This window comes from Pseudoalteromonas sp. B62 (assembly GCF_037162565.1).
GTDB lineage: Bacteria > Pseudomonadota > Gammaproteobacteria > Enterobacterales > Alteromonadaceae > Pseudoalteromonas > Pseudoalteromonas fuliginea.
Genome location: NZ_JARLVB010000002.1, coordinates 3,260,032 through 3,284,491, shown reverse-complemented (window position 1 = coordinate 3,284,491; position 24,460 = coordinate 3,260,032). Strand labels below are relative to the sequence as shown.

Annotated in this window: 24 protein-coding genes and 1 pseudogene; 21 read left to right on the top strand and 4 right to left on the bottom strand. The window is 38.5% G+C overall.

Annotated elements, in window-relative coordinates:
- Nucleotides 1-62 precede the first annotated feature (62 nt).
- The 7 genes and pseudogenes from P4S71_RS19330 to P4S71_RS19300 all read left to right on the top strand — a co-directional run bounded on the left by P4S71_RS19330 (nucleotide 63) and on the right by P4S71_RS19300 (nucleotide 6,972).
- Nucleotides 63-371 (top strand): STAS domain-containing protein, encoded by a 309-nt coding sequence (locus P4S71_RS19330; RefSeq protein ID WP_337151316.1) that lies wholly within the window; start codon nucleotides 63-65, stop codon nucleotides 369-371.
- Between the two features lie 168 nt (nucleotides 372-539).
- Nucleotides 540-1,241 carry an OmpA family protein gene (locus P4S71_RS19325; RefSeq protein WP_337151315.1) on the top strand — a complete coding sequence of 234 codons (702 nt, stop codon included), beginning with the start codon at nucleotides 540-542 and terminating at the stop codon, nucleotides 1,239-1,241.
- A gap of 3 nt (nucleotides 1,242-1,244) precedes the next feature.
- Nucleotides 1,245-3,326 (top strand): SLBB domain-containing protein, encoded by a 2,082-nt coding sequence (locus tag P4S71_RS19320; RefSeq protein WP_337151314.1) that lies wholly within the window; start codon nucleotides 1,245-1,247, stop codon nucleotides 3,324-3,326.
- Nucleotides 3,323-4,027, top strand: coding sequence for a ParA family protein (locus tag P4S71_RS19315; RefSeq protein WP_007375201.1), 705 nt, complete (start codon nucleotides 3,323-3,325; stop codon nucleotides 4,025-4,027). Before P4S71_RS19320 ends, P4S71_RS19315 begins: the two co-directional genes overlap by 4 nt.
- The gene (locus P4S71_RS19310) at nucleotides 4,014-4,436 is read left to right on the top strand and encodes an ATP-binding protein (RefSeq protein WP_337120480.1); all 423 of its coding nucleotides are present in this window, start codon (nucleotides 4,014-4,016) and stop codon (nucleotides 4,434-4,436) included. Before P4S71_RS19315 ends, P4S71_RS19310 begins: the two co-directional genes overlap by 14 nt.
- A gap of 62 nt (nucleotides 4,437-4,498) precedes the next feature.
- A complete protein-coding gene (locus tag P4S71_RS19305) occupies nucleotides 4,499-5,494 on the top strand; it encodes a SpoIIE family protein phosphatase (RefSeq protein ID WP_337151313.1) in 996 nt (331 codons plus the stop codon).
- A gap of 79 nt (nucleotides 5,495-5,573) precedes the next feature.
- Nucleotides 5,574-6,972 (top strand): annotated as a pseudogene (locus P4S71_RS19300) (sigma-54-dependent transcriptional regulator).
- A gap of 1 nt (nucleotide 6,973) precedes the next feature.
- Here the strand turns inward: P4S71_RS19300 and P4S71_RS19295 are convergent.
- A complete protein-coding gene (locus tag P4S71_RS19295; protein WP_337151651.1) occupies nucleotides 6,974-7,903 on the bottom strand; it encodes a glycosyltransferase in 930 nt (309 codons plus the stop codon).
- Between the two features lie 101 nt (nucleotides 7,904-8,004).
- Between P4S71_RS19295 and P4S71_RS19290 the strand changes: the two genes are divergently transcribed.
- Entirely contained in the window at nucleotides 8,005-8,355 is a 351-nt protein-coding gene (locus tag P4S71_RS19290) for an Hpt domain-containing protein (RefSeq protein WP_007375197.1), read from the top strand.
- On the opposite strand, the gene P4S71_RS19285 is transcribed toward P4S71_RS19290, so the two are convergent.
- Nucleotides 8,334-9,206: a gluconeogenesis factor YvcK family protein gene (locus tag P4S71_RS19285; protein WP_033037793.1), complete on the bottom strand. Its 873-nt coding sequence runs from the start codon at nucleotides 9,204-9,206 to the stop codon at nucleotides 8,334-8,336. The two genes, P4S71_RS19290 and P4S71_RS19285, sit on opposite strands and share 22 nt — an antisense overlap.
- 489 nt (nucleotides 9,207-9,695) lie before the next feature.
- Between P4S71_RS19285 and P4S71_RS19280 the strand changes: the two genes are divergently transcribed.
- Entirely contained in the window at nucleotides 9,696-10,874 is a 1,179-nt protein-coding gene (locus tag P4S71_RS19280; RefSeq protein ID WP_337151312.1) for an IS4 family transposase, read from the top strand.
- A gap of 95 nt (nucleotides 10,875-10,969) precedes the next feature.
- Here the strand turns inward: P4S71_RS19280 and P4S71_RS19275 are convergent, their stop codons facing one another.
- Nucleotides 10,970-11,131, bottom strand: a complete 162-nt coding sequence (locus P4S71_RS19275) for a hypothetical protein (RefSeq protein WP_337151311.1) — start codon at nucleotides 11,129-11,131, stop codon at nucleotides 10,970-10,972.
- A gap of 446 nt (nucleotides 11,132-11,577) precedes the next feature.
- Here P4S71_RS19275 and P4S71_RS19270 point away from each other — a divergent pair, with 446 nt between their 5' ends.
- Nucleotides 11,578-11,985 (top strand): hypothetical protein, encoded by a 408-nt coding sequence (locus P4S71_RS19270; protein ID WP_337151310.1) that lies wholly within the window; start codon nucleotides 11,578-11,580, stop codon nucleotides 11,983-11,985.
- A 44-nt stretch (nucleotides 11,986-12,029) separates the two neighbouring features.
- Nucleotides 12,030-12,374, top strand: a complete 345-nt coding sequence (locus P4S71_RS19265; protein ID WP_337151309.1) for a DUF7305 domain-containing protein — start codon at nucleotides 12,030-12,032, stop codon at nucleotides 12,372-12,374.
- 90 nt (nucleotides 12,375-12,464) lie between these two features.
- Here the strand turns inward: P4S71_RS19265 and P4S71_RS19260 are convergent, their stop codons facing one another.
- Entirely contained in the window at nucleotides 12,465-13,193 is a 729-nt protein-coding gene (locus tag P4S71_RS19260) for an NUDIX hydrolase (RefSeq protein WP_096793274.1), read from the bottom strand.
- A 364-nt stretch (nucleotides 13,194-13,557) separates the two neighbouring features.
- Between P4S71_RS19260 and P4S71_RS19255 the strand changes: the two genes are divergently transcribed.
- From P4S71_RS19255 to P4S71_RS19210, 10 genes are all read left to right on the top strand, one after another.
- Nucleotides 13,558-14,100 carry an MFS transporter gene (locus P4S71_RS19255; RefSeq protein ID WP_337151308.1) on the top strand — a complete coding sequence of 181 codons (543 nt, stop codon included), beginning with the start codon at nucleotides 13,558-13,560 and terminating at the stop codon, nucleotides 14,098-14,100.
- A gap of 17 nt (nucleotides 14,101-14,117) precedes the next feature.
- Nucleotides 14,118-14,912 (top strand): MFS transporter, encoded by a 795-nt coding sequence (locus P4S71_RS19250; protein ID WP_337151307.1) that lies wholly within the window; start codon nucleotides 14,118-14,120, stop codon nucleotides 14,910-14,912.
- A gap of 62 nt (nucleotides 14,913-14,974) precedes the next feature.
- The gene (locus P4S71_RS19245; RefSeq protein WP_096793272.1) at nucleotides 14,975-16,042 is read left to right on the top strand and encodes a glycoside hydrolase family 43 protein; all 1,068 of its coding nucleotides are present in this window, start codon (nucleotides 14,975-14,977) and stop codon (nucleotides 16,040-16,042) included.
- A gap of 386 nt (nucleotides 16,043-16,428) precedes the next feature.
- Nucleotides 16,429-19,458 carry a TonB-dependent receptor gene (locus P4S71_RS19240; protein ID WP_337151306.1) on the top strand — a complete coding sequence of 1,010 codons (3,030 nt, stop codon included), beginning with the start codon at nucleotides 16,429-16,431 and terminating at the stop codon, nucleotides 19,456-19,458.
- 176 nt (nucleotides 19,459-19,634) lie between these two features.
- On the top strand, nucleotides 19,635-20,378 hold the full coding sequence (locus tag P4S71_RS19235) for a SapC family protein (RefSeq protein ID WP_337151305.1): 744 nt from the start codon (nucleotides 19,635-19,637) through the stop codon (nucleotides 20,376-20,378).
- Between the two features lie 10 nt (nucleotides 20,379-20,388).
- Entirely contained in the window at nucleotides 20,389-21,399 is a 1,011-nt protein-coding gene (locus P4S71_RS19230; RefSeq protein WP_337151304.1) for a cupin-like domain-containing protein, read from the top strand.
- Between the two features lie 22 nt (nucleotides 21,400-21,421).
- Complete coding sequence (locus P4S71_RS19225) at nucleotides 21,422-22,906, top strand: tryptophan halogenase family protein (protein ID WP_337151303.1); 1,485 nt, start codon at nucleotides 21,422-21,424, stop codon at nucleotides 22,904-22,906.
- Between the two features lie 5 nt (nucleotides 22,907-22,911).
- Nucleotides 22,912-23,622 carry a DUF6445 family protein gene (locus P4S71_RS19220; RefSeq protein ID WP_337151302.1) on the top strand — a complete coding sequence of 237 codons (711 nt, stop codon included), beginning with the start codon at nucleotides 22,912-22,914 and terminating at the stop codon, nucleotides 23,620-23,622.
- Nucleotides 23,623-23,629: 7 nt separating this feature from the next.
- Nucleotides 23,630-23,860 carry a hypothetical protein gene (locus P4S71_RS19215; protein ID WP_337151301.1) on the top strand — a complete coding sequence of 77 codons (231 nt, stop codon included), beginning with the start codon at nucleotides 23,630-23,632 and terminating at the stop codon, nucleotides 23,858-23,860.
- Nucleotides 23,861-23,916: 56 nt separating this feature from the next.
- The gene (locus P4S71_RS19210; RefSeq protein WP_337151300.1) at nucleotides 23,917-24,456 is read left to right on the top strand and encodes a ThuA domain-containing protein; all 540 of its coding nucleotides are present in this window, start codon (nucleotides 23,917-23,919) and stop codon (nucleotides 24,454-24,456) included.
- Nucleotides 24,457-24,460 lie beyond the last annotated feature (4 nt).

Genomic DNA, 24,460 nt, shown 5'->3' with positions numbered 1-24,460 from the left:
CTTAAAGTTGGTTCGTTTCTTGTAATAGTTATATTGAATTTAATATTTAATAGGTAACTACGATGATAAATTTAACCAGTGGAAATGAACATAAAATAGTATCGCTTCCAAATGACTTTTCAGGTTTTACTGTTGATGGATTTAAAGATGAATTTGAAGAGCTAGTTGATACAGGTACAGACTTTATTATCTTGGATTTTTCAAAGACTGAGTTTATTGACTCTTCGGGTATTGGCGCGATTGTCTTTCTTTATAAAAGAATAGAAAAAAGAAGCCATAAATTGTCATTACTCAATGTAACTGGGCAGCCGTTTAAGCTAATGAATCTTCTAAGAGTGGATAAAACCATTCCATTTATTGATTCGCTTTAACGATAAGGAGAGCGATATGAAAGCACACATTTTTTTCATCATAACCTTGCTTTTAAGTGGGTGTGCTTCTTGGCCTGATGAGGGGCAAGGGGTTGGGCCGAAAAATATCAAAACTATCCATTAAATGATGAGCAAACAGATAATAACTTTACACAACCCGAAGATGTGGTGAGAAGTGAATTTGAACACCTTGTTTTTAAATTAGAACTTTTAAAGTCACAAGATATAAAAGCATGTATGCCTGCACAGCTTTTAAAAGCTCAAATTTACGAAAATCGTATTCGAAGGCTTATAGCTGCGCAAATGTGGGAAGATGCAGAGCATGACTTATTGATTCACTACCATGGGCTCAATCAACTAACAAACCATTTTGATACGGTTCAAAAGCTCACTCATTGTGCAGTTAATACCACTTCAGAAACGACTGTATCTAGTGTTAAAAAACAAGTAGCGGATTTACTAAATAGTGATAATCAATTTGCATTTAATGCGTTTGAAATAACCCCTAAATATGCAGCAAGGCTTGCTCAAGCGGCTGATTTAGCTAAGCAACTAGATAGTATTTCAATTTTGTTAATGGGTCATACTGATTCAGTTGGTGAAGGGAATAATAATTATGAGCTTGCATTAAAAAGAGCCGAAACAGTAAAACATTGGCTCGTCGTTTATGGTGTTAAAACTCAAAGTATTACCACACTTACACAAGGAAGCTTAAAGCCCTATAGCAAGCAATCCCCAACGGAAAGTGTCCGCCATTCTGATAGGCGAGTTGAAGCGATAGTCCTCAATGCAAGCAATAATAATATGCAAGATGATAACGCTAAAGCACTTGTTAATTGGACAAAAATTATTAAAAGCAAAGAGGAGTAAACTATGAAATATATATTCGCGATTGCGGTGTTTATTTTATCATTCAATGTTTACTCAGCTTCTGATGAAAGTAATGCCATAGTGCAAGTGGGTAATAAGCTTTTTCTATATATTCCAGGTGAAGCAGAATTTGATACAACGTTTGAAGTGGATAAAAGAGGACAAATTAACCTCCCAGAAATAGGCCAATTTAATGTGGCTGACAAAACGACTATGCAAATTGAAAGTGAGTTAACCCCCGTACTTGCTGAACTATTTGTTGCAATGGATGATTTTTATGTGGCGATCCACAGCAGAGATATTCTTATTAATGTACTTGGTTATGTAGTGACACCATCGCAAGTGAGTATTCCTGATGATGGCAATATTCAAATGGTTATCTCTAAAGCAAACGGTTTAAAACCCGGTGCTCAGCTAGATAGAATACAGATAAGGCGTGGTAATGAGGTAATTGAATTTGATTATAAATCATATTTAGATACAGGAAATATTAGCCTGTTACCTTCTCTAAAAAGCAAAGATACTGTGTTTGTGCCGGTATCGCCTTTACTTGGTAATGTGCAAATAGACTTTGATGCGCAAACACTCAGTGCAACAGGGGATGCCAGTGATAGCAGCGCGATAACTATTTTAGGTGAAGTACATAATCCAGGGAGTTTTTCCTTTAAAGAAAATATGAGTATTTTAGATGCACTGATGCGCGCAGAAGGGGTCACTCGTTATGCTGATGTAACTAAAATAAGAGTCATTGTTGATAAAACACCTGTTATTTTTGATTTGAAAGGGTACCTAGATAAACCCTCAAATAGCACTATGCAACTGCTAAAACCTGGTTCTACAGTGTATGTGCCTATTATGGTTGATGACGTAAACACAACGTCACGTACGGTTTATATTATGGGAGAAGTGCAAAAACCAGGCGCGTACGAAGCGGCCGATAGCACAAACTTTTTAGATATTTTAGCCAATGCAGGCGGACCAACACGATTTGCTGAAACTCGCCATATCAAAATATTAACACCAGAAGGTGACAGTATTTTATTTGATTTACAGCGTTATAGCGAAGGCAGTGTAACGACCAAAGTACCAGATTTAAACCCTGGCGATGTAATTTTTGTACCTGAAAAAACAGATGTTAACGAAAAAAGCTGGCTTAAAATTCCGACTAAACGAGCTATCAAAATAATTGGTGCCATACATTCTCCAGGTCGATACGAATGGAGTAATGAAATGGATTTTACAGACTTAATAGCTCATGCCGGGGGGCCTACAAAAAGCGCTAATATCAATGATATAAAAATACTGCGTAATGGTGATGTTACACAACGCTTTGATCTTGAAAAGTATACTATTACTAATGGTGACACACCGCTGCCAAGTTTAGTTGCGGGTGATACAGTTATATTTGAAGAGCTACCAGTTGATCCGTCGGATAATAAATCCCAATGGATCCGCCAAGAGTCGAGTAAGTCTATTTATATTATGGGGCAAATAGGTTCGCCAGGTCGTTACTCGTTTAACGAAAACATGCACTTTATTGATATTTTAGCTGCAGCAGACGGCCCAACAGCGACGGCAGATATTCGTAATATTAGAATCACTCACCGTAATGGTAATCGAGCTAAAGTAAGTAAATTAGATCTCGCCATGTACTTTGAAACAGGCGATGAAACTTTGTTTCCTAATGTATTACCAGGAGACACCATATTTGTACCTGAAAAAGACAAAGATTGGCTCCGTACACCTAAAGAACGGGTAGTACGTATAATGGGGGCTGTGCAAAAACCGGGTCGATACAATTTTGACGATACAATGTCCATTTTAGATGTATTAGCTGAAGCAGGCGGCCCTTCTAACTCAGCATTGATAGATAAAATAGTTGTTGTTAATCATTCATGTTGTAAAGAACAGTCTCGTGTATTTGATTTAGAGGCGTTTATTAAATCACCAAATTCAGTAAATATTCCAGTATTAAGAGCGGGGGATACGCTTTACATACCAGAGAAAGGGCAGGATTTACTTAGTCAATTTAAAGATAACTTTCTAGATGTTATTACTATTCTTGCATTAGTGGTGGGCTTATGAAATTGATACCAAAACAGTATTATGAGCTGGAAGTTATATGTAACATGATGATTGATAATTCAGCTCGTTGTATCACTTTTATCTCTTTATCAGGTTCAGAAGGGTCATCTAGTGCATGTGTTAGTGTTGCTAAGCGATTACAAAGCCAACTTAAATCAGTACTAATAATTGATTTAAACCCAATCAATACATTTTGCTCAGATGATAAGTTACCAACAATTTCTAAACCATGGTGCTTTGATGATATTTCTTGTCAATTAGGCGTGACTAATTATGAAGGTATCAGTTTATTAACCATTAAAAACCTAGCTAGGATTGAACCGGCGAAGAACAAACATGTACTAAATGACGCAGTTGATCGGCTAAAGCAAGAATACGATTATATATTAATTGACATGTCACCGGTGTTAAAATTGAACAGGAATAATGTGCCACTGCATTCCTTAAGTTTATGCAGTGAATTAACCTTCGTTACCGTGGGGCTGGGGGTTAACGATGAAGAGTCGCTATGCAAAGGTGTGAGAGAATTAAAGCAAGCAGGGCATAGCAATATCAAAATATTGATAAGCCAACATAATTTTGCGCCATTAGGTGAGCGTATAGTTAAACTTTTAGAAAAGCATACGACAAAGTGGCCAAAGTTATGTACTACTCTTAAAGCAAGAATTAATAAACAAAGATGGTTGTTTGAACATCATTGAGGGTGCAATGGATATATTATTTGAAAGACGCTTTGAACTACTATGGCCAACATTGACTGAGATTCGCCTCATTCTAAAGCACGTTTTAAGAGCGCTCAATGTAAAAAAGGATGAGGTGGATGCCGCAGGCTTAGTTACTACAGAGTATTTAACAAATCTAATTAGACACAACCAAGGTTCTGAGCATCAAATTTTATTACGTATTAGCCAGCCTAGTAGCGACAGCTACATATTAACATTCATTGATGAGCTAGCCCCATATAACCTTTTTAAAAACAACAATTCATCGTGGAAAATAGACTCTGGAAAACTCGTTGAAGGAGGAATGGGAGTTGAGTTAATTCGTTATTATTTTAAGGACGCAGATTATATAACGAAAAATGGCAAAAACTTTTTTCATTCCCTTTAGAGCAAATAGATAGGCGTCCAACGATTATCTATGTTGATGATGATGTTACTCAGCTTGCCCTCATGAGCGCTTATCTAAATGATAAATTTCAAGTGATTGCCTGCGAAAGTATAGAATCAGGATGGCAGGCAATTTTAACCGCTGACGCAAGTATTTTATTACTGGATCATAAATTAAAAAATGGGACATGTGAGCCCTTATTAGAAAAACTTAATAAGTCTAATTTAAAGTCGCAACTATCAGTTGTTATGTTAACTGGCGATGACAGTGATGAAGTGATACATAAAATAAATCGCTTAGGTGTTGACGATTATTTAATTAAACCGATTAAAAAAAATAAGTTACTACAAAGCATCGAACGTGTAACTCATCGTTTTGCTTACTTGTCTTATCAAACTACTTTTGAGTCAGCGCCTTCTAAAATTCATTTACAAGATGAGAAAACCGCTCATATTTTTGGTTCAATTAGTTTGGGTAACGGCGGTGATTTTTTTATGCCCATTAATGATGAATGCAGTGCTTTTATTCTAGGTGATATGATGGGACACGGATTACAAGCATTAAAAGAAAGCTTTGCTATTAAAGGTTTTATAAGTGGCTTTTTGGCAACCGGTCTTCCTTATCAAAAAATGTTAGTGGCTTTAAATAACGCGATCTATAAACAACAGCTATGTAAATCTAGTTTAGTTACGCTTGTCATATTTTTCTTAAAAAATAATAAAATATATTGGTTAAATGCAGGTCATCCTCCACCTGTCGTTTTGCGAAAAACAGGCGAAATTTGTCAATTAAAAGGCACCGGTCCACTGCTTGGTCTCGCTCAAGATCATAGTTATACACTTTATGAAGCAGCGCTTGATAACGTTGAACATATTTTACTATACACGGATGGCTGGACTGAAAACCGCTTTACCGATAAAGATGAAATATGTGAATTAACTAAGATTATACCGTTAGATAAACACGCTCATGCTGAGTTTGCTAACACGTTATGGGAAAACTCACAGGTTACGCTTTCAAAAGAAATTGATGATGCTTCGCTTATTGTAATTAATTGAATTTGCTTTAATTAACCTTTTATAGTTAAATCATTACAGATTCACAGCTTCTTTTTGGCTTGCTAACAAGGAATTAACTATGCCACCAACAGTGTTAATTGTCGAAGATACTCAATCTCTTGCAATGATGTACCAATCATATTTATTACCGACAGGAGTAAATACACTCGTGGCAAGTGATGGTGCAACTGCAATAGCGATTATTAATAAGGTGCAGCCTGATCTAATCGTGCTCGACGTAATGCTACCGGATATGAATGGATTAGACATCCTTGCTACATTTGATCCAGAAAACTGTCCACAAGTTGTTGTATTAACAGGCCATGCTACAAAAGAAATAGCGATTCAGTCAATAAAGCTAGGTGCATGTGACTTCCTAGAAAAACCAATAGAAGCCGACCGTTTTCGGATTACAGTTAATAATGCGTTAAAAATTAAAAACTTAAAACAAACGGTTAGCCAATACAAAAACAAATACGAAAACGGAAAATACTTTGATTTGATTGGTAGTTCAAAACAGATGCAATCTGTTTATCAAATTATAAGTTCTGCTTCGGCCAGTAAAGCCACTGCATTTATTACAGGTGAAAGTGGTACGGGAAAAGAGCTATGTGCTCGTGCAGTTCATCAAGCTTCAAATCGCGCTGATAAACCTTTTGTTGCACTAAACTGCGCGGCTATCCCTAAAGATTTAATTGAGAGTGAAATTTTTGGTCATTTAAAAGGTGCTTTTACGGGGGCAATTGCGAATCGCGTTGGCGCTGCAGGTCAAGCCGATGGTGGAACATTGTTTTTAGATGAACTTTGTGAAATGGACATTAACCTACAAAGTAAATTACTTCGCTTTATACAAACAGGTAGCTATCAACAAGTTGGCAGTGAGAAAGTTGTAAAAGTAGATGTTAGATTTGTGTGTGCAACAAATAGAGATCCATTAGTTGAAGTGGAAAGTGGCCGGTTTAGAGAAGATTTATATTATAGATTACATGTTATACCTATTGAATTACCGCCACTAAGAGGGCGCGGCCAAGATATTATAGAAATTGCTGAAGCTTTATTTGTTAAAATAGCGAAAGACGAAGGTCATCCATATAAAGGCATGGCAGGGGGTTAAGCAATTACTTATGCAATATAGTTGGCCTGGTAATGTAAGGCAGTTAGAAAATGTGATTCGTAATGTATTGGTACTCCATCCTGAGGCATTTATAGATATTGATATGCTTCCCGCTTTACCTGAAAATTCAAAAAAAGCGATTGAACCAGCGCCAATGAGTATTCAAACTAAACCTGCGAATATATTAATTGACGATTTACCAAATACACAAAATGATGTTAAAGCATTATGGTTAGCTGAAAAAGAATATATTGAACGTGTAATAAAAATATGTTCATCAAATATACCTAAAGCCGCTTCACTACTTGATGTTAGCCCATCGACACTTTATCGAAAGATTAAAAGCTGGGAAGAAAATGAATAGTTTATTTTCCTGTATACGCTTGGTGAAGCAATAAAAATTGTTTTTTACCAGAGAAACGCTCCTCTAGCATGTTATATGCGTCATTTAATAAGTTAACTTTTGCTTGGGGAGGGAAATCAATTAATTGCTCTATGCTTTTTTGACAATCTTTAGCATCACCAACACTCATTAAAAAACCAGTTTTGTTATTTTTAATGATACTTGGTATAGCGCCAACAGCACTGCTTATAACCAGTTTATGCTGAGACATTGCTTCTAATAATGTCATAGGCAAGCCTTCTTCTCTAGAACAAATAAGTAAGACATCTATTTGATTCCATATATTATTGCGTTCAGTTAAGCCATGATAATGTAGGTTATTTATAACAGGTATTTTATTTTTTAGAGGGCCGTCACCAAAAATGTGAAATTCAACATTGTTAGACTGTTTCATGTTTTCAGCTAATTGAAAAAATATATCTGGTCCTTTTTCATAAGAAAGCCTGCCAACAAACCCAATCTTGATAGTTGATGTATGAATAACCGGTTTTGAAGGCGCTGGTAAAGAGATAAAATTTTCAAGTAATTTTACATTGCTAATTGTATTTTTTATTTTGTTTGAGACCGCAAAATTTATAGATAACGATGAAAGCCATTGATCTAGTTTATTATAAAATTTAACTTTTCCATTCCCAACTTCGCCAGCATGGTATGTGCTAATACAGCGTTTGTTGATAATGTTACATACTAATCGGCCTAATATACCTGCCTTATAGCCATGCGTATGAACGACAGTGTTGTTATCATAACTGAGTAGTTTATTAGCGAGGTTTTTAATTTTCCCTTGTAAAAAGTCATACCTTATGTTTTCTTTAATCAATAAATCATAAAATTTTTGATTGCCATGATTTTTATAAAATAAAATTGAGCTACGAACATTATTTTTACTCAGTAGTTTTGATAATTCAACGATGTGGGTTTCAATCCCCCCAACATGGAAGAGTCAACAAACAAAATAACTTGGTAATTCATAATAAACTCCAAAAGGTAGATATGATAGATTTAGCGGTAATAGAACAGCTCAAGAATGATATTGGCGACGACACAGCTGTTGAACTACTAAAATTCTTTGTCGACGAATCAAAAAAAACAATGGCGATAATACTTAATTCAAATGAGCGTGATGAGATAGAAATTAACGCACATAGTCTCAAAAGTAGTTGTTATAGCTTTGGTGCGATAGCGCTAGGTGATACATGTAAATATATTGAGGAACTTATAAAAACCGAGCACTCAAAAAAGGATTTACATAATCTTCTAGAAATAGTCGAAGTGCAAAGCAAGCAAACATTCAACGAAATGGCATTTATTATTGCAAGCAATCAAGATTGCTCACAAAGCTGAATTGGTACTTTAAGTAACTCCGAGAATATGTTTTTTAGTTCGTCAATATCGTGCAAATGTTCTCTGGACTGTAGTGCATTTTTATTGTCATTAAAAATCTCTTCAATTGCAGAAGGTGAAATACTTAAATCGTATATTTTAAAACCTAGGTGCTCTTGTAGCCAGTCGATCCCAGTAGTTGACGTGTGTTTCATGACGCTATTTTCTAGTGTTGTGTTCTCAATGAAAATACGACAGGCAGATGTTTCTTGAATAGCTAAAGAGATCTCTTCTACTAAAAAGGCAGGCATAACACTTGTAATAATACTGCCTGGACCAATTATGATTAAATCGGCTTCCAAAATAGCACTTACGCACCCTGGCGCTGCGGGCACATTTTTAGACAAATGCACTTTTGTTGGTAATGTGTCTAACGCATCAATAGCACACTCACCAAAGACCTCTTTATTATTTTTAAGGGTGGCGATTAGATCTGTAGGGATCTCTGTCATAGGCAAAACAGTTTCTGAATTACCAAGTATTGCATTAAAGTAAGCAACAGCTTTGGTGGGAGATTTGGTGAGCTCAGTTAAGCCCAACAACGTTAAGTTGCCTAAACAATGACCATCTAACACACCTTCTGAAAACCGGTGTTCATAAATTGAGTTAAGTGCCTTTCTATTTTCTGCAAGTTGCAGACAACAGCGCCTAATATCACCCAGAGCAATGCATTCTTGAGATTCCCTTATTTTTCCCGTACTTCCCCCGTTATCAGTTGTTGCGACAATTGCTGTTAAATTATTACACATTGGTTTAATTGCGCTTAAAACCTGCGCTAATCCATGACCGCCGCCTATACACACTATTTTCATTGTTATGCCTTTGTGTTTTATTTTCCTAACTTGATATAGCAGGAATTATTCCAAGGCACATAAATTTATAATCTATTGATTTATAATTATTTAATGAGTTCTAAAAGAAAAGGGTCCGGTTGTTATTGCTCTTTTTTGCAAAGTGCAATGCATTTTGATGAGAAAAACTACAATGCAGAGTCATTCAAATATAGGTATAGGAAGGTGTTCAATCTAGGGGCGATTTAATCGCGGCGTGAGGTTTGTAACCTAGTGGGCTCGGTAACTGCTTCTGCGTTACCCTAATGACTTACATCCATGTAAGAATAAGTAAAAACCGAGCAAAGCTTCCGTGTCCTGCTCACGCCCCTTACCTAAATCCATTTAGGTAACACAGAGTAAATTGCACCTAGGCAGAACCCTTCGGGCTGACGAATCCCCAAAACGTGACAGGCACAGCAATTTATGATCTTATGTAAATCACCACAACCCACATAAGTCACAACTGCTATGCCTGACACATCAGTTTGCCATAAGTACTTTAAACATGCATTAGCGCCATTCAATAATGCCAGAGTAAAAACATTACTAAGCTGCAGTAATGCATTAATTTCGGGCAATAAACTTACCTTAACTGAAATCGGCAGAAATTTGTCTGGCGCTGTGGATGTAAAACATAAAATAAAACGCGTTGATCGCTTCTTAAAAAATACTCACCTCTACAATGAAAGGGTCGCTATCTATAAAGCATTAGCTCATCCTATTATCGACTCTTTACCAATGCTTGCAATTGCCGTTGACTGGAGCGGTGCCTGTGGTCACGACTATCACTTACTGCGAGCAAGCTTACTTGTGGATGGGCGCTCTATCGTGATTTATAACATGATTGTTGAGCAGAAGAATTTTGATAGCCCAGCAACCAACAGCCTGTTTTTAGATGAACTTTATGAAGTGCTTGGACGACATCCTAGTGTCTATATTGTAACAGACGGCGGCTTTCTTACGCCTTGGTATAGTAAAGTACGCGAACTTGGTTGGCATATGATAGGTCGATTAAGAGGCTCAATGAAGTGTAAACTAGCCATGCAATCACAATGGCATACATTAAAACAACTTAGGGCTGGTGCCAGCGATATACCAAAGGCGTTAGGTCAAGCAAGACTAACTCAGTCCAGCCCGACAGCATGCGATGCATTTTTACACGTATATCATGGAAAAAATAAAGGAAGAAAAGGAAAAAGCAGATTTACGAAAGATACAAAAATGTATCAAAACTTAGCGAAAGAGCCATGGTTACTCGCGACATCAGACAATACAATGACGAGTAAGCGAGTAGTTGGTTTATATAGTAAAAGAATGCAAATAGAGCAAAATTTCCGCGATGACAAAAGTTTGAGATATGGTTTTTCGTGGCGTTTTAGTAAAAGCACCGGCATAAATAGAATAGGAATATTATGCTTGATAGCCACAATAGCGAGCACTGCGTTATGGTTTATAGGGTGTGAAGCAGAAAAAAGAAAGTGGTATATAAAATTTCAAGCAAATAGTGTTAAGAATCGCCGAGTTCTTTCATTTTTAACCTTAGCCAAGCAAGTCATAAAGCTATGTAAGAGACGTATTACACAAAGCTATATAGAAAAAAGTTTAAAAAACTTTATTTTTAATTATCAAAAAGAGGCCGCTGGATAAAGTGGGGATCCCTCAGCCCAAGGGGTTACAGGGTGCTCTGGTGTTGCAATTACTGGTAGTGGCTTAATTGATAGTTATGATTCGTCTTTAGGGGATTATAACGACACTCTAGATGATGGCAGTAAAAATATTTCAGAAGAGTCTTTCGTTAATACAGTTAACGATACTGGTGATATTACTCTAAATGGTAGCGGTACAATTGAAGGTGATGTTTTATCCTCTAGTAACTTATCAATTAGGCAAGGCGCAGATGTCACAGGCAATATTCATAGTAATGGAAATTTAATACTCTCTGGTGGCGTGGTCATTGGGGGGATGCATCAGCATATTTAAGCTTCACACAAAGTAGTGGTACTGTCTCGGGTAGTATTTCAGCAAACCAATCTATATCAGTAAAGCAAACTCAGGTTGGTGGTGATATTAGTTCATCAGGTCCAATTTCTATTACAGGTAATACCATTCAGGGAACTGTTCGCTCATATGATTTAGTCGCTCTTAATCAAACAACAATACGTAACGGCGTTTATACATCAGGTAATTATGAGCAAACAGGTGGCAGTGTCTACGGTGGAGTGCGTGTTCAAGGCAATGTGACGCTTAAACTGCAGGTAAAGATTTAAGGTATGCAGGTCGTGGCTCTTTTAAAGGTGATACTCCTGAATATGCTTTTTCACCTTACAGGGTATCAAGTACAGAAATATCAATGCCAACTATTGAGCCGGTTGAAAAAATAACACCAGAGAGTGAAAATAATAGAGGGTTAACTGCGTGTGATCCACTTGGTATTGCAACAGCAATTGATGGCGTGTCAGTTAATACAACAAGCCCTGACCTTTTTATAAATAACAATAGCAGAGCTGGTGACTTACTCGAGTTAGAAACTAACACGGCTAACTTTTTAGTAGATTTTGGTAGCACTCCAAATGGTACCATCAATGCTAAAACTGCTACTTTTCTTGATTCAGCAACTCAAATATTTTATTTTGATGATGTGACAATTAAAGGGCGAATGCAGGTAAAAAGTAATCATAATGCAGTTATGTTTGTTGCTGGCGATTTTACAATGAGTGGCGCAAGTTCGCTAACGATCCCTGATAACAGTAGCGCTTAACTATCATAATTAAAGGAAAGCTTAAGATAGGAAATGGGGCACAAGTGTACACCCCCGACAATGGAGTTACGGATCAAGGTAAGCCTGTTTTTAGCATTTATAGTTCATACAATGGAAATGACACTGGGATAGAGTTTTCAGGCGGTACACGAGAGCTTTACGCTGTTATATACGCACCACTTACAAAAGTAAAAGTTACTTCGGCTGTCGGTTTTAAAGGGTCTATTTTAGGAGACACCGTTATTGTAAGCGGCGCCGGTGGTATTCACTTTGACACGGCATTAAATGAAGCAAGCTTTGGTGGTTCTTCATCTGGTGGTAATGGATCTGCAAGTAAGTTAGTTTTCAAAGGGTGGCGCTTTACCCCTGTTGAACAAAGCAATGAATAACAAAGCTATTAGGTCGTTATTCAAAGCTCATTTCCCTAAGAGAATTTATCAAGATTGTTTAATTAATTGCTTTGACTAATATTTGCATACTTAAAACTCAAACGTAAAACCAAACTCTCTTAATTTTTCATACACGTTTATGTCAAAACGATACAAAGTCGCGGCTCTGTGAGCTACATTTGTTTGTTTTTCTTTGCAGTTTATTAGTAAGTTCATTTTTTGAAACTTACGTCTAAAGTTAGGTTTATCGAGTGATTTATTTAAAATCGACTCGTAAATTCCTTGTAGCTCAAGCAGGGTAAATTTTTCTGGGAGTAAGCTAAAACCAATAGGCTCGTGTCTTACTTTGTAGCGTAAGTAGTCTAAGCCACTTTTTAAAATATCGGCATGGTCAAACATTAAAGCGGGTACACTATTTACATCAAACCATTCACACTCTAAAGCATTGTCGCCACTCACAAGGTTGGTTTCTTCAAAGCGAACGAGCGAATAATAAACAATAGTAATAATACGTCTAGCAGGGTAGCGGTCTACGTTACCAAATGCACCTAACTGATCTAAATACAGGTTTTCAACACCGGTTGTACTTTTAACGACACGAAGTGCGGCTGAATCTAGGTTTTCATTCTTTCGAACCCAATGACCAATTAAACCCCACTGGCTTGTTGCAAGGCCGCGGTTATATTTAACCAGCAACACCTTTAACTTACCTTCATGAATAGCAAATACAATATTATCTACGGTTAGATTACTAATGCAGTCATCAGGAATCGATTCTTCGTCGATGTTGTTAGAAATGTTTGATGTTTTATAGTGCATAAATTACTCAGCCAAAGCTATACGTAGATATTGTTATAAAGACTATTAAGGGTATATAAAAGGTGGGTAAAGCGCAAATAAAAAGCTTTTATAATTCCTATTTAAAACAATCACATCTATTTAATTACTCACTTTATAAACTGTACCTGTTTTTACGCGTTCACGCCGATATTCGACTTTGGTTTGGTATTGGTTTTTTATTGAACGGATAATACCTTTGTATGTTAGTAAATTTAACGGCTAATTAGCGTCGTGTATTAAATACATTACTAGCAAATTAAAAATGTAACATAAATGTTTACATGCGCTAAAAATGCATATAGTATTTTTGACTATATCGATTTGCATTGAAAATTGAGCACACATGAACAACACAAAACACACACTCACAATTAAAGAAAAAATAGGGTACGGCCTTGGTGATACAGCCAGTAATATTGTATTTCAAATGGTCGCTAACTTTATGTTGATATTTTATACCGATGTTTACGGTTTATCTGCAGCCGCTGCGGGTACCTTATTATTAGCGGTTCGTTTATTTGATGGTTTTACCGACCCAATAATGGGCAGTATTGCCGATAGAACGCGCAGCCGTTGGGGCTCTTACCGCCCATATATATTATTTTTAGCCGTGCCTTACGGTGTGTTTGCTTGCTTAGCATTCATAACTCCAGATTTTGATTCTACGGGCAAGCTTATATATGCCTACTTTACTTACGGGCTATTAATGACGTGTTATACCGCCATTAATATACCGTACGGCGCACTTGGCGCAGTAATGACAAACGACCCTAAAGAACGTGCATCGCTTCAGTCATACCGATTTGCAATGGCAATGGCTGCACTGCTTGTAATTGTATGGGCACTGCCTAAGCTAGTTGCTTTTTTGGCGACGGTGACGATGTAGTAGGTTACCCGCTAGCAATGGTGTTTTTAGGCGGACTTGCAGCGGCTTGTTTTTTACTGTGTTTTAAAATGACCAAAGAAACCAAACAAGTTAAACCCGCGCAAAGTAAAAAGAATGCCTTCCTTGAATTTTTAAGCTTATTTAAAAACGATCAATGGGTTGTTATAGCCGTTATAAGCCTAGCAACATTAATATTAATTGGCGTTAGAGCCTCAGTAGCACCGCATTATATTAAGTACTACGTAGGAGAAGCCTCACTTACTTCTAACTTTTTAACACTCTCAGCAATTGGCTCAGTACTCGGCGCTGTGTCTACCAACTTTTTAACCAAATTTATTGAAAAGAAAACGCTATTTATAGTCGCTTTAGTTGTCGTAATTATTTCTCACAGCATGTTTTACGTACTTGAGAGCGACGCCATAGTCACCATTTTTATTGTCTACTTTATTGCTAACTTTGCTCACATGATAATTACCCCAATCATGTTCTCAATGGTGGCAGATACGGTTGATTACGGCGCATTAAAAATTGGCCGTAGATTAACCGCTGTTACGTTTTCGGGCCATTTATTAGCAATAAAATTAGGCTTTGCAATCGGCGGTGCGATTGCTGGGTGGATATTATCTGGCTATGCATACGTGCCTAATCAAGAGCAATCAGAACACACGTTATCAGGCATTTTACTCGCCTTTGCTGGCATTCCAGTAATTTGTACCGTGGCATGTTTAATTTTTATAACACGTTACAAACTTACCGAGCCTGAAGTAAAGCGCATTCAAACGCAGCTGGCTGATAACAAAACCATAAACTAATTTAGCAGCCCACTTTGCACCTTTTACAAGTGCAAAGTGGGCAGGCAATACTAGGAGTAAAAATGCAAAATACAGCGCAAGCAGCACCCCCATCTAATGGATTAAGTGACGCTGAACTTAAACAGTTAAAAGACCTACAACGAGCCAACTCGTTAATACAAAATCATAATGTGTTAGTTGATCACATGTATACAGCCGATCCGTCTGCGCATGTGTTTAACGGCAAAGTGTATATTTATCCATCGCACGACATTGAATCAAAAAATGAAATTAATGATAACGGCGACCACTTTGCAATGCGCGACTACCATGTGTTTTCCCTTGACGAAAGCTCAGGCAAAGCCATAGACCATGGCGTAGCACTTTGTGTAGATGACGTAAAATGGGCAAGCAAGCAAATGTGGGCACCCGATGCAGCGCATAAACTTGGTCAGTATTACCTTTATTTTCCGGCGCGCGATCAGCAAGGTATTTTCAGAATTGGCGTTGCAAAAAGTGACAGCCCAACAGGTCCATTCAAAGCCGAAGATGATTACATTCAAGGCACGTTTAGTATCGACCCAGCTGTATTTGAAGATGACGACTCAAGCCATTATTTGTATTTTGGTGGCTTGTGGGGCGGGCAATTACAAAATTGGCAAACGAGCGAATTTAACAAAGAAGACGCGTATCCCAAAAATGGTGAACCTGCAATCCCTGCGCGTGTAGCAAAATTATCTGAAGATATGATCAGCCTAAGCGAAGACGTAAAAGAGGTTGTTGTATTAGATGAGAGCGGCTCGCCAATTACAGTGTGCGATAATAACCGCCGCTTTTTTGAAGGCCCTTGGGTACACAAACACAATGGTGTTTATTATTTTTCGTATTCAACGGGTGATACGCACAAAATTGTATACGCAACAGGCGATAACCCATACGGACCATTTACCTATCAGGGCGTTATTTTAAACCCAGTACTAGGTTGGACCACGCATCACTCAATTGTTAAACACAATGGTGATTGGTTTTTATTTTATCACGACAGCACGTTGTCGGGCGGGCAAACCCATTTACGCAGTATGAAAATGGCTAAGCTCGAACACGACTCAAACGGAAAAATTCAAACAATAAGCCCATATGAACACGCTTAGTAAAAATAGTTACAAACAATGCAAATTATCTGCGTAAGCAAAGCTTAAGCTTTTATTTGCATAAAAAAGATATAGTCAATATGACCATTAATTTTATTGTTAATGGTCAAAATAAGAGGAAGCTGAGGACATATGACAAAATGAAAATATTTTAAAGCAAAAAATTAGCACAAAGAATTAGCATAAACGTACTGTTATTTAACGGTTTTTAGTTAAGTAGCACATGTTTAAAACTGGTTGTGGTCTTTGTAAAACGTTTAAAACATACACACACAATAATTATTTATTGACCGTAAAATGAAACAAATAGTTTACAATTATGTTTCGAGTAATTCTTAAAGTCTTGCAGTACGTCAATAATAATTAAATAAGAAAAAGGCATCATGATGTTTAAGAAAAAGATAATTTCAACAGCCATACTCGCTGCAATGGGTACCGTTACGCTTCCTCACCAAAGCTACGCTGCCGAAACTGTTGCCGATGAAGATGTAGAAATAATACAAGTAACCGGCATTAGAGGTTCATTGCAACGCTCTATGGATGTTAAACGCGATTCTTCTGGTATTGTCGATGCAATTTCGGCTGAGGATATGGGGAAATTTCCTGATACCAATCTTGCTGAATCGTTACAACGTATTACCGGTGTATCAATTGATAGAGCGGGCGGTGAAGGTAGCCGCGTAACAGTCCGTGGATTTGGACCTGCTAATAACTTAATTACTATTAATGGTCGTCAGCTTCCTAATACAACAGGTGACCGCACATTTGATTTTGCAAATGTCGCATCTGAAAGCGTATCGGGCGTGCAAGTTTATAAAACATCAGACGCAAGTGTTACCTCAGGTGGCATTGGCGCAACTATAAACTTAACAACAAATAGACCTTTAAATAGCCCAGGTATAAAAGCATCGTTTGGCGTAAAAGCTGTAGACGATCAATCAACCGACGAGGGCAGTATTACACCAGAGGTAAGCGGTTTATATTCGCAAACATTTGGAGATGACAAGTTTGGTATCTCGATTTCAGGTAGCTACCAAGACCGTGAAAGCGGTATGCAACAGTTTATTCAAGATCAAGGTTACAGAGCATCTGATTACACAAATACAGGGTGGGGCGGTGTACCTGCAGGCGCAGAGGGCGGAGCAAACAGGCCTACATCAGGTATTTACTCAAACCCGCAACAACCACGTTATGTGTTTGAAGAGCGCCAACGTGAACGTGTAAATGGGCAGTTAGTATTTCAATATCAACCTGTTGAAAATATTACAGCAACCCTTGATTACACGGGCTTTAAAACAACCGTTGAAGAGCAGCACACTGACGCCTCAGTTTGGTTTAACTACGCTGGCGACAGAAGTGAATCTGTTTGGGCGGGCGAGCCTAACGCGTACCCACTCATTTACTCAGAAATTTATGACATCCAAAGTGATGCCGATTACCGCGATACGTCGCTTACGGTAGGTTCTTGGGGTCGCGAAGAAAAAACAGATTCATTAGGCTTTAATTTAGAGTGGACAGTGTCTGATCAACTTAACCTAGAGTTTGATCACCACAGTTCAAAAGCCTCAATGAAAGCAACTGATCCACGCCACGGTACACGTAACAATATTCAGTTACCATCGTACACACGTTCACGTACCGGGCTTGATCTAACCGGCGACTTACCCGGTATTGCTATTGGTAACATTGAAAATTTTACCCCAGAAACCATGCGTTTATCGGGTAGCTGGTTTGCAAACGACAAATACGATTCAGAAATCGATCAAACGCAAATTTCAGGTAAGTACTTTTTTGACGACAGTTTAAGTATTGATTTTGGTGTTGCAGTTAATAAAGTAAATAACCATTACCGTCATATACAAGTGCAGCGCCCAGATTGGGGTGGGGTTGGTGTTGAGGGCGACTTTGCTGATATCGATTGGCGCCAAGATACTATTTTAGATAAGTTTCAAGCTAAAGCGGGTAACTTTGAAGGCACTGCAACACAAGGCGAATACGATTTATTTAATACAATCTTTTTTGCCGACTTTGATGCGATTGTAAATGCAGCAGAGTACGCAGATCCTATTGCCAACGTAGATAACCTTTATGGTGATTGTAAAGCAGCCGACGGCGCAGCGGCAGGACCAAACGGCGAAGGACAATTTTGTGCTTCAACCGACTGGGATGCAGCAACAAACCGCTTTACAGAAGAAAAAACGCAATCTGCTTTTGCACAAGTAAACTACAAAGGCGAATTGAGCGGCATGTTCTTCGACCTGCAAATTGGCTTACGCTACGAAAAAACAGACGTATTTTCTAAAGCAACCGCACCAGGTTACAGCCGCGTAGAGTGGAACGAAGATACAGCCACATCAGTAACCGGTGTTACCGGTATTGAAACGCTAAGCCAATCGGCAGATTACAGCCAGTTCCTGCCAAATATTAACTTTAATATTGAAGTTGTTGAAGATGTAATGATCCGTGCAGCAGCGAGTAAAACTATTTCAAGAGCGGGCTACGGTCAGCTGCAAGGCGGTACAACTATTAATACCGGTGGTAGTTTAAGTGGTTATTCGGGTGGCTCTGGTAATCCAGGTCTTAAACCGCTTGAATCAATTAACTACGATTTATCAAGTGAATGGTATTACGACGAAGGAAGCTATATTTCGTTTGGTTACTTTAAAAAAGACGTAACAAATTGGATCACTACAGGCACTATCGACTCAAATATATTTAACTTATATGACCCATTAAATGGTGAAAAATTTAGAGCTGCATCAAGTGCACTAGGTGGTAATGCATCTAACGAAGACATCAGAAATTACATTTTTGAAAACTTTGCTGATGATCCAAATGTGCAGCCTAATTTTGATGAAGATGGTGAATTAGACGGTGGCACAATTGTTGGTGACCCAGACTCAGATGATCCAATTAACTTTAGAATAAACGTGCCTGTAAATGGCGACCAAGAATACACTATTGATGGCTTTGAATTTAATATTCAGCATTTATTTGGTGAGTCAGGTTTTGGCGGTATTTTTAACTACACTATGGTTGACTCAGGCCTTGAATACGACAACGACTCACTAGAGGATACAGAAGCACTAGTAGGGTTAAGTGACACGGCAAACGTGGTGTTCTTTTACGATAAAGAAGGCTTACAAGCGCGTATTGCGTATAACTGGCGCGACTCGTTTTTAAATGAGCGTCGTGTAAATGGCGATTTAACCGCACCAATTTACACTGATGAGTATTACCAAATAGACTTTAACGTAAGTTACGAAGTACCGGCAGTAGAGGGACTTACCGTATTTATTGAAGGTATAAACATTACTGACGAGTACGTAACATCGTACGGGCGTAAGCAAGAGCTGATTTATAACATCACTCAAACTGGCTCTCGTTACGGTTTAGGTGTTCGTTATAATTTTTAATAAATTACCCTTGTAGCAACCTTATAAAAGCCGCATTTTGCGGCTTTTTATTTGCCTAAATTAACCTAGTAATAATAATACCCAGCTGTTATAGTCAATGTGAATTTAACCTATTTGTTACATTTAACTCGTAGCAGTAGGTAAAGGCACACAACAACAATTGGAGCACACAATCCATGGCCAATCATGCATTATTAAATAATGTTGAGCATCAGCATTTAAAAATAAACCCTGCACGCAGCACACACTTAGGTGACGGGGTTTGGTACAGCGATACATTTGTGAGCGAATTTAGAGTCGCTCAAGCACATTACCCAATATTTTTTACCAAAGACGATACAACAAATACATTTTCGCCGGTGTGTTTGTACGGCATAAATAAAGACGAAAATTTATTTTTAGTAAACCAGCAATGGCAAGCACACTACATTCCGTTAAGTATGCAGCGACTGCCTTTTGCTATTGCGACTCAAAATACAATGCAAAACGGTGTAGCAACGCAAGAGCGCATGCTTAGCATTGATTTAGATTCACCAAAAGTATCAACAAAGCAGGGTATTAACTTATTTTTAGAACATGGTGGAAATAGCGATTACCTCGAAAACGTAATAAATGTGCTCGACAACCTGCATCATGGTTTACAACAAAACCAGCCCTTTATTAAAACCTTAATTAAACATGGTTTACTTGAGTCGGTATCCCTAGAGCTTGATTTAGTAAACGGGCTTAAACATAACTTACTCGGTTTTTACACCATAAACGAAGACACGCTTAACCAACTAAGTAGCGATGCAATTGCGCAGCTGCATTCACAAGGGTATTTAGCGTGTATATACATGGTCATTGCCTCGCAAGTACATGTACGTGATTTAGTCGCGCTTAAAAACGAGCAACTTATGCTACAAAAGCACGCTGTGTAAGTGCTTAACTATGGAAAATTTAGAAAATAAAATTCAAACGCTTAATGGCTTAACTCCCAGCACCTTGCCCAAGGAGCTTTTAAACTCGTCTGTGCCTATTGTACTAAAAGGGTTTGTAAGCGATTGGCCCCTCGTTATTGCCGCTAAAAAATCTGATGCAGCTGCGATTGATTATTTAACACCGTTTTACGAAGGTTTTTTAGTTAACACTTGCACGATACCTGCCAGTCAAAGCGGGGTTGTAGGGTATAACCCCGATATGAGCGGTTTTAACTTTACTAATCAACAAGCGGCATTTATTAGTGCGCTTGAACAAATAACGCAAAGTGTAAATAACCCACAAGCCGACACTTTATACATTGGCTCTACTAGCATTGCACAGTGCTTACCTGGTTTGGTTAATCACTGCCAAGTTAACGCATTAAACGAAGGCTGTTTATTTAATGTATGGGCAGGCGGAAAAGTTACCGTACCAGCACATTACGACGTAGCGCAAAATTTAGCATGTTGCGTTGCAGGTAAAAGGCGTTTTACTTTATTTGCCCCCGATCAAATAGACAATTTATACATAGGCCCGCTTGATAAAGCACCCGGCGGTCAGCCAATAAGCTTAACTACCACAACTGCGCCCAACTTCACGCAATACCCTAAGTTTGAGCAGGCAATAAAAGCAGCAATTACCGTTGATCTTGAAGCCGGCGATGCCCTTATATTGCCCAGCATGTGGTGGCACCAAGTAGAGGGGCTTGGCAGTTTAAATATACTGTTTAATTATTGGTTTAAAAATACGCCTGCGGTTTATGGTCAGCCTACTAATGCGTTGCACCTTGCTATTTTAAACATACGTAATTTACCAAAGCATGAGCGCGCAGCATGGCAACGTTTGTTTAATTACTACGTATTTTCCGATAACGAATTTACTCACATCCCAGAGCCCGCACAGGCTATTTTAGCAAAGCCAATGGATGAGCTTGCAGCGCGTAAATTAAGAGCCGAATTACAAAATAAATTAAGACGCTAAGCGTACTTGTAAGGTTTGAAATATGAATCAAAATGCAATTAAAAAAATCGTAATAGCAGGTGGCGGTACCGCCGGTTGGATGTGTAGCGCTGCAATGGCAAAGCTACTAGGTAAAAATATTGAAGTGTGCTTAGTTGAATCCGATTTAATTCCTACCGTGGGGGTCGGGGAGTCAACTATTCCTACGCTGCATATATTTCATGATTTACTAAAAATCAGCGAATCAGAATTTATGGCAGCCACTAGCGCCACGTTCAAATTAGGCATATCGTTTGAGGGCTGGAAACAAAACCAGCAAAGCTACTTTCACTCATTTGGTTATGTTGGGCAAGGCTGTTGGGCTGCAGGTTTTCAGCACTTTTGGCTAAAAGGTATGCAACAAGGTGTTGCAGCCGATATTGGCGACTATTGCACAGAGCACGTAGCAAGTCGCTTGGGTAAATTTGCCGTAGTACCGAATCAAGACCGTAACCATGCTTATCAGTTAGATGCCGGTTTGTACGCTAAATTTTTACGAAATTTTGCAGAGCAAAACGGCGCTAAACGTATAGAAGGCATGATAAGTAAAGTTAATTTAGAGCCCACCAATGGCTTTATAAAATCGCTTACTTTAGGTGACGGGCAAATTATTGAGGGCGATTTATTTATAGATTGCACCGGCTTTAAAGGTTTATTAATAGAGCAAGCGCTACACACCGGATACGAAGATTGGAGCCATTGGCTCCCGTGCGACAGCGCAGTAGCAGTACAAACCGAATTAGTAAGCCCAATAGTGCCATACACACGTGCAATGGCGCATAAATATGGTTGGCAGTGGCAAATACCGCTGCAAAGCCGCCGTGGTAATGGTTTTGTGTTTTGCAGTAAATACATGAGCGATGATGAGGCCAAAACAGCGCTCCTCAATAACGTAGAAGGCAAACCTATTAATGAGCCGCGCGTTATTAAATACCGCACCGGTACACGGCGTAAACATTGGAACAAAAACTGTGTTGCTATTGGCTTGGCAAGTGGTTTTATTGAGCCGCTTGAATCAACCAGTATTCATTTAATTCAGCAAAGCATTATAAGATTAATGCAAAACATGCCAACCAAAGCAATCGAGTCGTGCTATCAAGATGACTTTAATAACAAAATGCGCTTTGAAGCCGAAAACATTCGCGACTTTATTGTGCTGCATTACCATGTGACGCAGCGCACCGACAGCGACTTTTGGCGCTACTGTAAAAACATGCCAATACCAGAGTCACTCGCCAAGCGCATTGAGCTATTTAAGCAAAGCGGGCATGTATATAAAGCAGAGCAAGAGCTATTTGGCGAAGCATCGTGGTTACAAGTGATGTTAGGGCAAGGGCTAATGCCGCAAAATTATCACCCCATTGTAGACAGCATGAGCGATGATGAGCTTAAGCGATTTTTAGAATCAATAAAAAATCATGTGGCTAAAAAAGCAAATAGCTTACCGAGTCACATTGATTTTATTAATCATTATTGCAAGGCTAAGTAAGTATTATGCTAACACTTGGCAATAACTTACAGCCGCAATATGAGTTTATAGGGCAAGAGCAAACGCCAATTATTATAATTGACGACTACCTAAGTGTGCCGCAAAAACTTATAAACCTAGCGCAAAGTGCTGCTCAAAGTAATGGGGAGTTTAAACCCGACGAACTCACTCAATACCCAGGTTTACGCATGCCGCTTCCAAAGCAATGTGTGGTTGATTACTTAAAGCCTCTTATACAGGGGCTTTATAACGTATTTAATATTGGGAAAACACTTACCCCATACCCAAAAGATAATACCTTATCGTTAATTACTAAAACGCAGCAGCAGCTATCACCAATACAAACCTTGCCACACTTTGATACAAACGATCCAAACTTAATTGCCATTATTCATTACCTTGGCGAAGGCGAGCACGGCGGCACTGGATTTTTTAGACATAAAAAAACAGGGTTTGAATCAATAAGCTCAAAGCGCAAAAACACGTATTTAACATATGCTCAGAAATACCTTGAATTAGATAATGCAAAGCCTAGTTATTGCACCACGCAGCACAGTGAATTTGAGTGCTACAAGCACATAGAATATAAGCCAAATAGGCTTATTGTGTTTCCTGGATATTTGCTGCACACCAGTTTACTTAATACATCTACCGATATTTCGTCGTGTCCACAAACAGGGCGGCTAACGGCCAATATGTTTGTTCATTTTAAATAGGATTACTATGTCTTTTTCTTTACCTCGATTCGCATATAAAGGTTGGCTATTAAGCTTTGTTGTATTGGCGCTGAGTATGGCAACAGTGCAAAAAAGTCATGCTACAGGGTTTGATACCCTCCCTAAAAAGCAATTTAATGTGCTGCTATTTACAAAAACTGCAGGGTGGCACCATAAGTCGCAAACCGAAGGCGTTAAAGCGCTAGAAGGCTTAGCCGATAAGCACTTTTTAACTTAATTTGGCACGAAGAAAGCCATTATTTTAACGACGATTACTTAAAAAATGTTGATGTAGTGGTATTTTTATCAACCACGGGCGATATTTTAAACCCAAAAGAGCAAGCCGCGCTTGAGCGATTTGTAAAAGCAGGCAAAGGCTTTGTTGGCATTCATAGCGCATCAGATACCGAATACGATTGGTCTTGGTACCAAAAGCTGGTGGGGCGCACCTTTAATATTCATCCTGTTATTCAAACTGGTGTATTAAGTAAAGTGCCTAATACTAACTTTATTGGCTTAAATCACATGCCGCAGCAGATGCTTTGGACAGACGAGTGGTACGAGTTTGGGCCAGAGCTCACTAAGTTAAACTACTTACTCACCGTTGATGAGCAAAGTTACAACCCAACTGCCGATTGGGGTAATAACAAAACAGGCTCAGGTATGGGGGCGTTTCATCCTATTTCGTGGTATCACAATTACGATGGCGGACGCTCGTTTTATACAGCCCTTGGGCATACTAATGCGGTGTATAAAAGTGAGTTTTTAACCGAGCATATTTATGGCGGAATTTATTGGGCTGCAGCAGGTAAAGGGTTAAAAAGCAGTAATTAATGAA

Bases quoted from the DNA above. Each gene is read 5' to 3' on its own strand.
- P4S71_RS19330 (WP_337151316.1), top strand. From the start codon at position 63: ATGATAAATTTAACCAGTGGAAATGAACATAAAATAGTATCGCTTCCA.
- P4S71_RS19320 (WP_337151314.1), top strand. From the start codon at position 1,245: ATGAAATATATATTCGCGATTGCGGTGTTTATTTTATCATTCAATGTT.
- P4S71_RS19315 (WP_007375201.1), top strand. From the start codon at position 3,323: ATGAAATTGATACCAAAACAGTATTATGAGCTGGAAGTTATATGTAAC.
- P4S71_RS19305 (WP_337151313.1), top strand. From the start codon at position 4,499: ATGAGCGCTTATCTAAATGATAAATTTCAAGTGATTGCCTGCGAAAGT.
- P4S71_RS19290 (WP_007375197.1), top strand. From the start codon at position 8,005: ATGATAGATTTAGCGGTAATAGAACAGCTCAAGAATGATATTGGCGAC.
- P4S71_RS19285 (WP_033037793.1), bottom strand. From the start codon at position 9,206: ATGAAAATAGTGTGTATAGGCGGCGGTCATGGATTAGCGCAGGTTTTA.
- P4S71_RS19280 (WP_337151312.1), top strand. From the start codon at position 9,696: ATGCCTGACACATCAGTTTGCCATAAGTACTTTAAACATGCATTAGCG.
- P4S71_RS19270 (WP_337151310.1), top strand. From the start codon at position 11,578: ATGCCAACTATTGAGCCGGTTGAAAAAATAACACCAGAGAGTGAAAAT.
- P4S71_RS19260 (WP_096793274.1), bottom strand. From the start codon at position 13,193: ATGCACTATAAAACATCAAACATTTCTAACAACATCGACGAAGAATCG.
- P4S71_RS19255 (WP_337151308.1), top strand. From the start codon at position 13,558: ATGAACAACACAAAACACACACTCACAATTAAAGAAAAAATAGGGTAC.
- P4S71_RS19250 (WP_337151307.1), top strand. From the start codon at position 14,118: ATGGTGTTTTTAGGCGGACTTGCAGCGGCTTGTTTTTTACTGTGTTTT.
- P4S71_RS19245 (WP_096793272.1), top strand. From the start codon at position 14,975: ATGCAAAATACAGCGCAAGCAGCACCCCCATCTAATGGATTAAGTGAC.
- P4S71_RS19240 (WP_337151306.1), top strand. From the start codon at position 16,429: ATGTTTAAGAAAAAGATAATTTCAACAGCCATACTCGCTGCAATGGGT.
- P4S71_RS19235 (WP_337151305.1), top strand. From the start codon at position 19,635: ATGGCCAATCATGCATTATTAAATAATGTTGAGCATCAGCATTTAAAA.
- P4S71_RS19230 (WP_337151304.1), top strand. From the start codon at position 20,389: ATGGAAAATTTAGAAAATAAAATTCAAACGCTTAATGGCTTAACTCCC.
- P4S71_RS19225 (WP_337151303.1), top strand. From the start codon at position 21,422: ATGAATCAAAATGCAATTAAAAAAATCGTAATAGCAGGTGGCGGTACC.
- P4S71_RS19220 (WP_337151302.1), top strand. From the start codon at position 22,912: ATGCTAACACTTGGCAATAACTTACAGCCGCAATATGAGTTTATAGGG.
- P4S71_RS19215 (WP_337151301.1), top strand. From the start codon at position 23,630: ATGTCTTTTTCTTTACCTCGATTCGCATATAAAGGTTGGCTATTAAGC.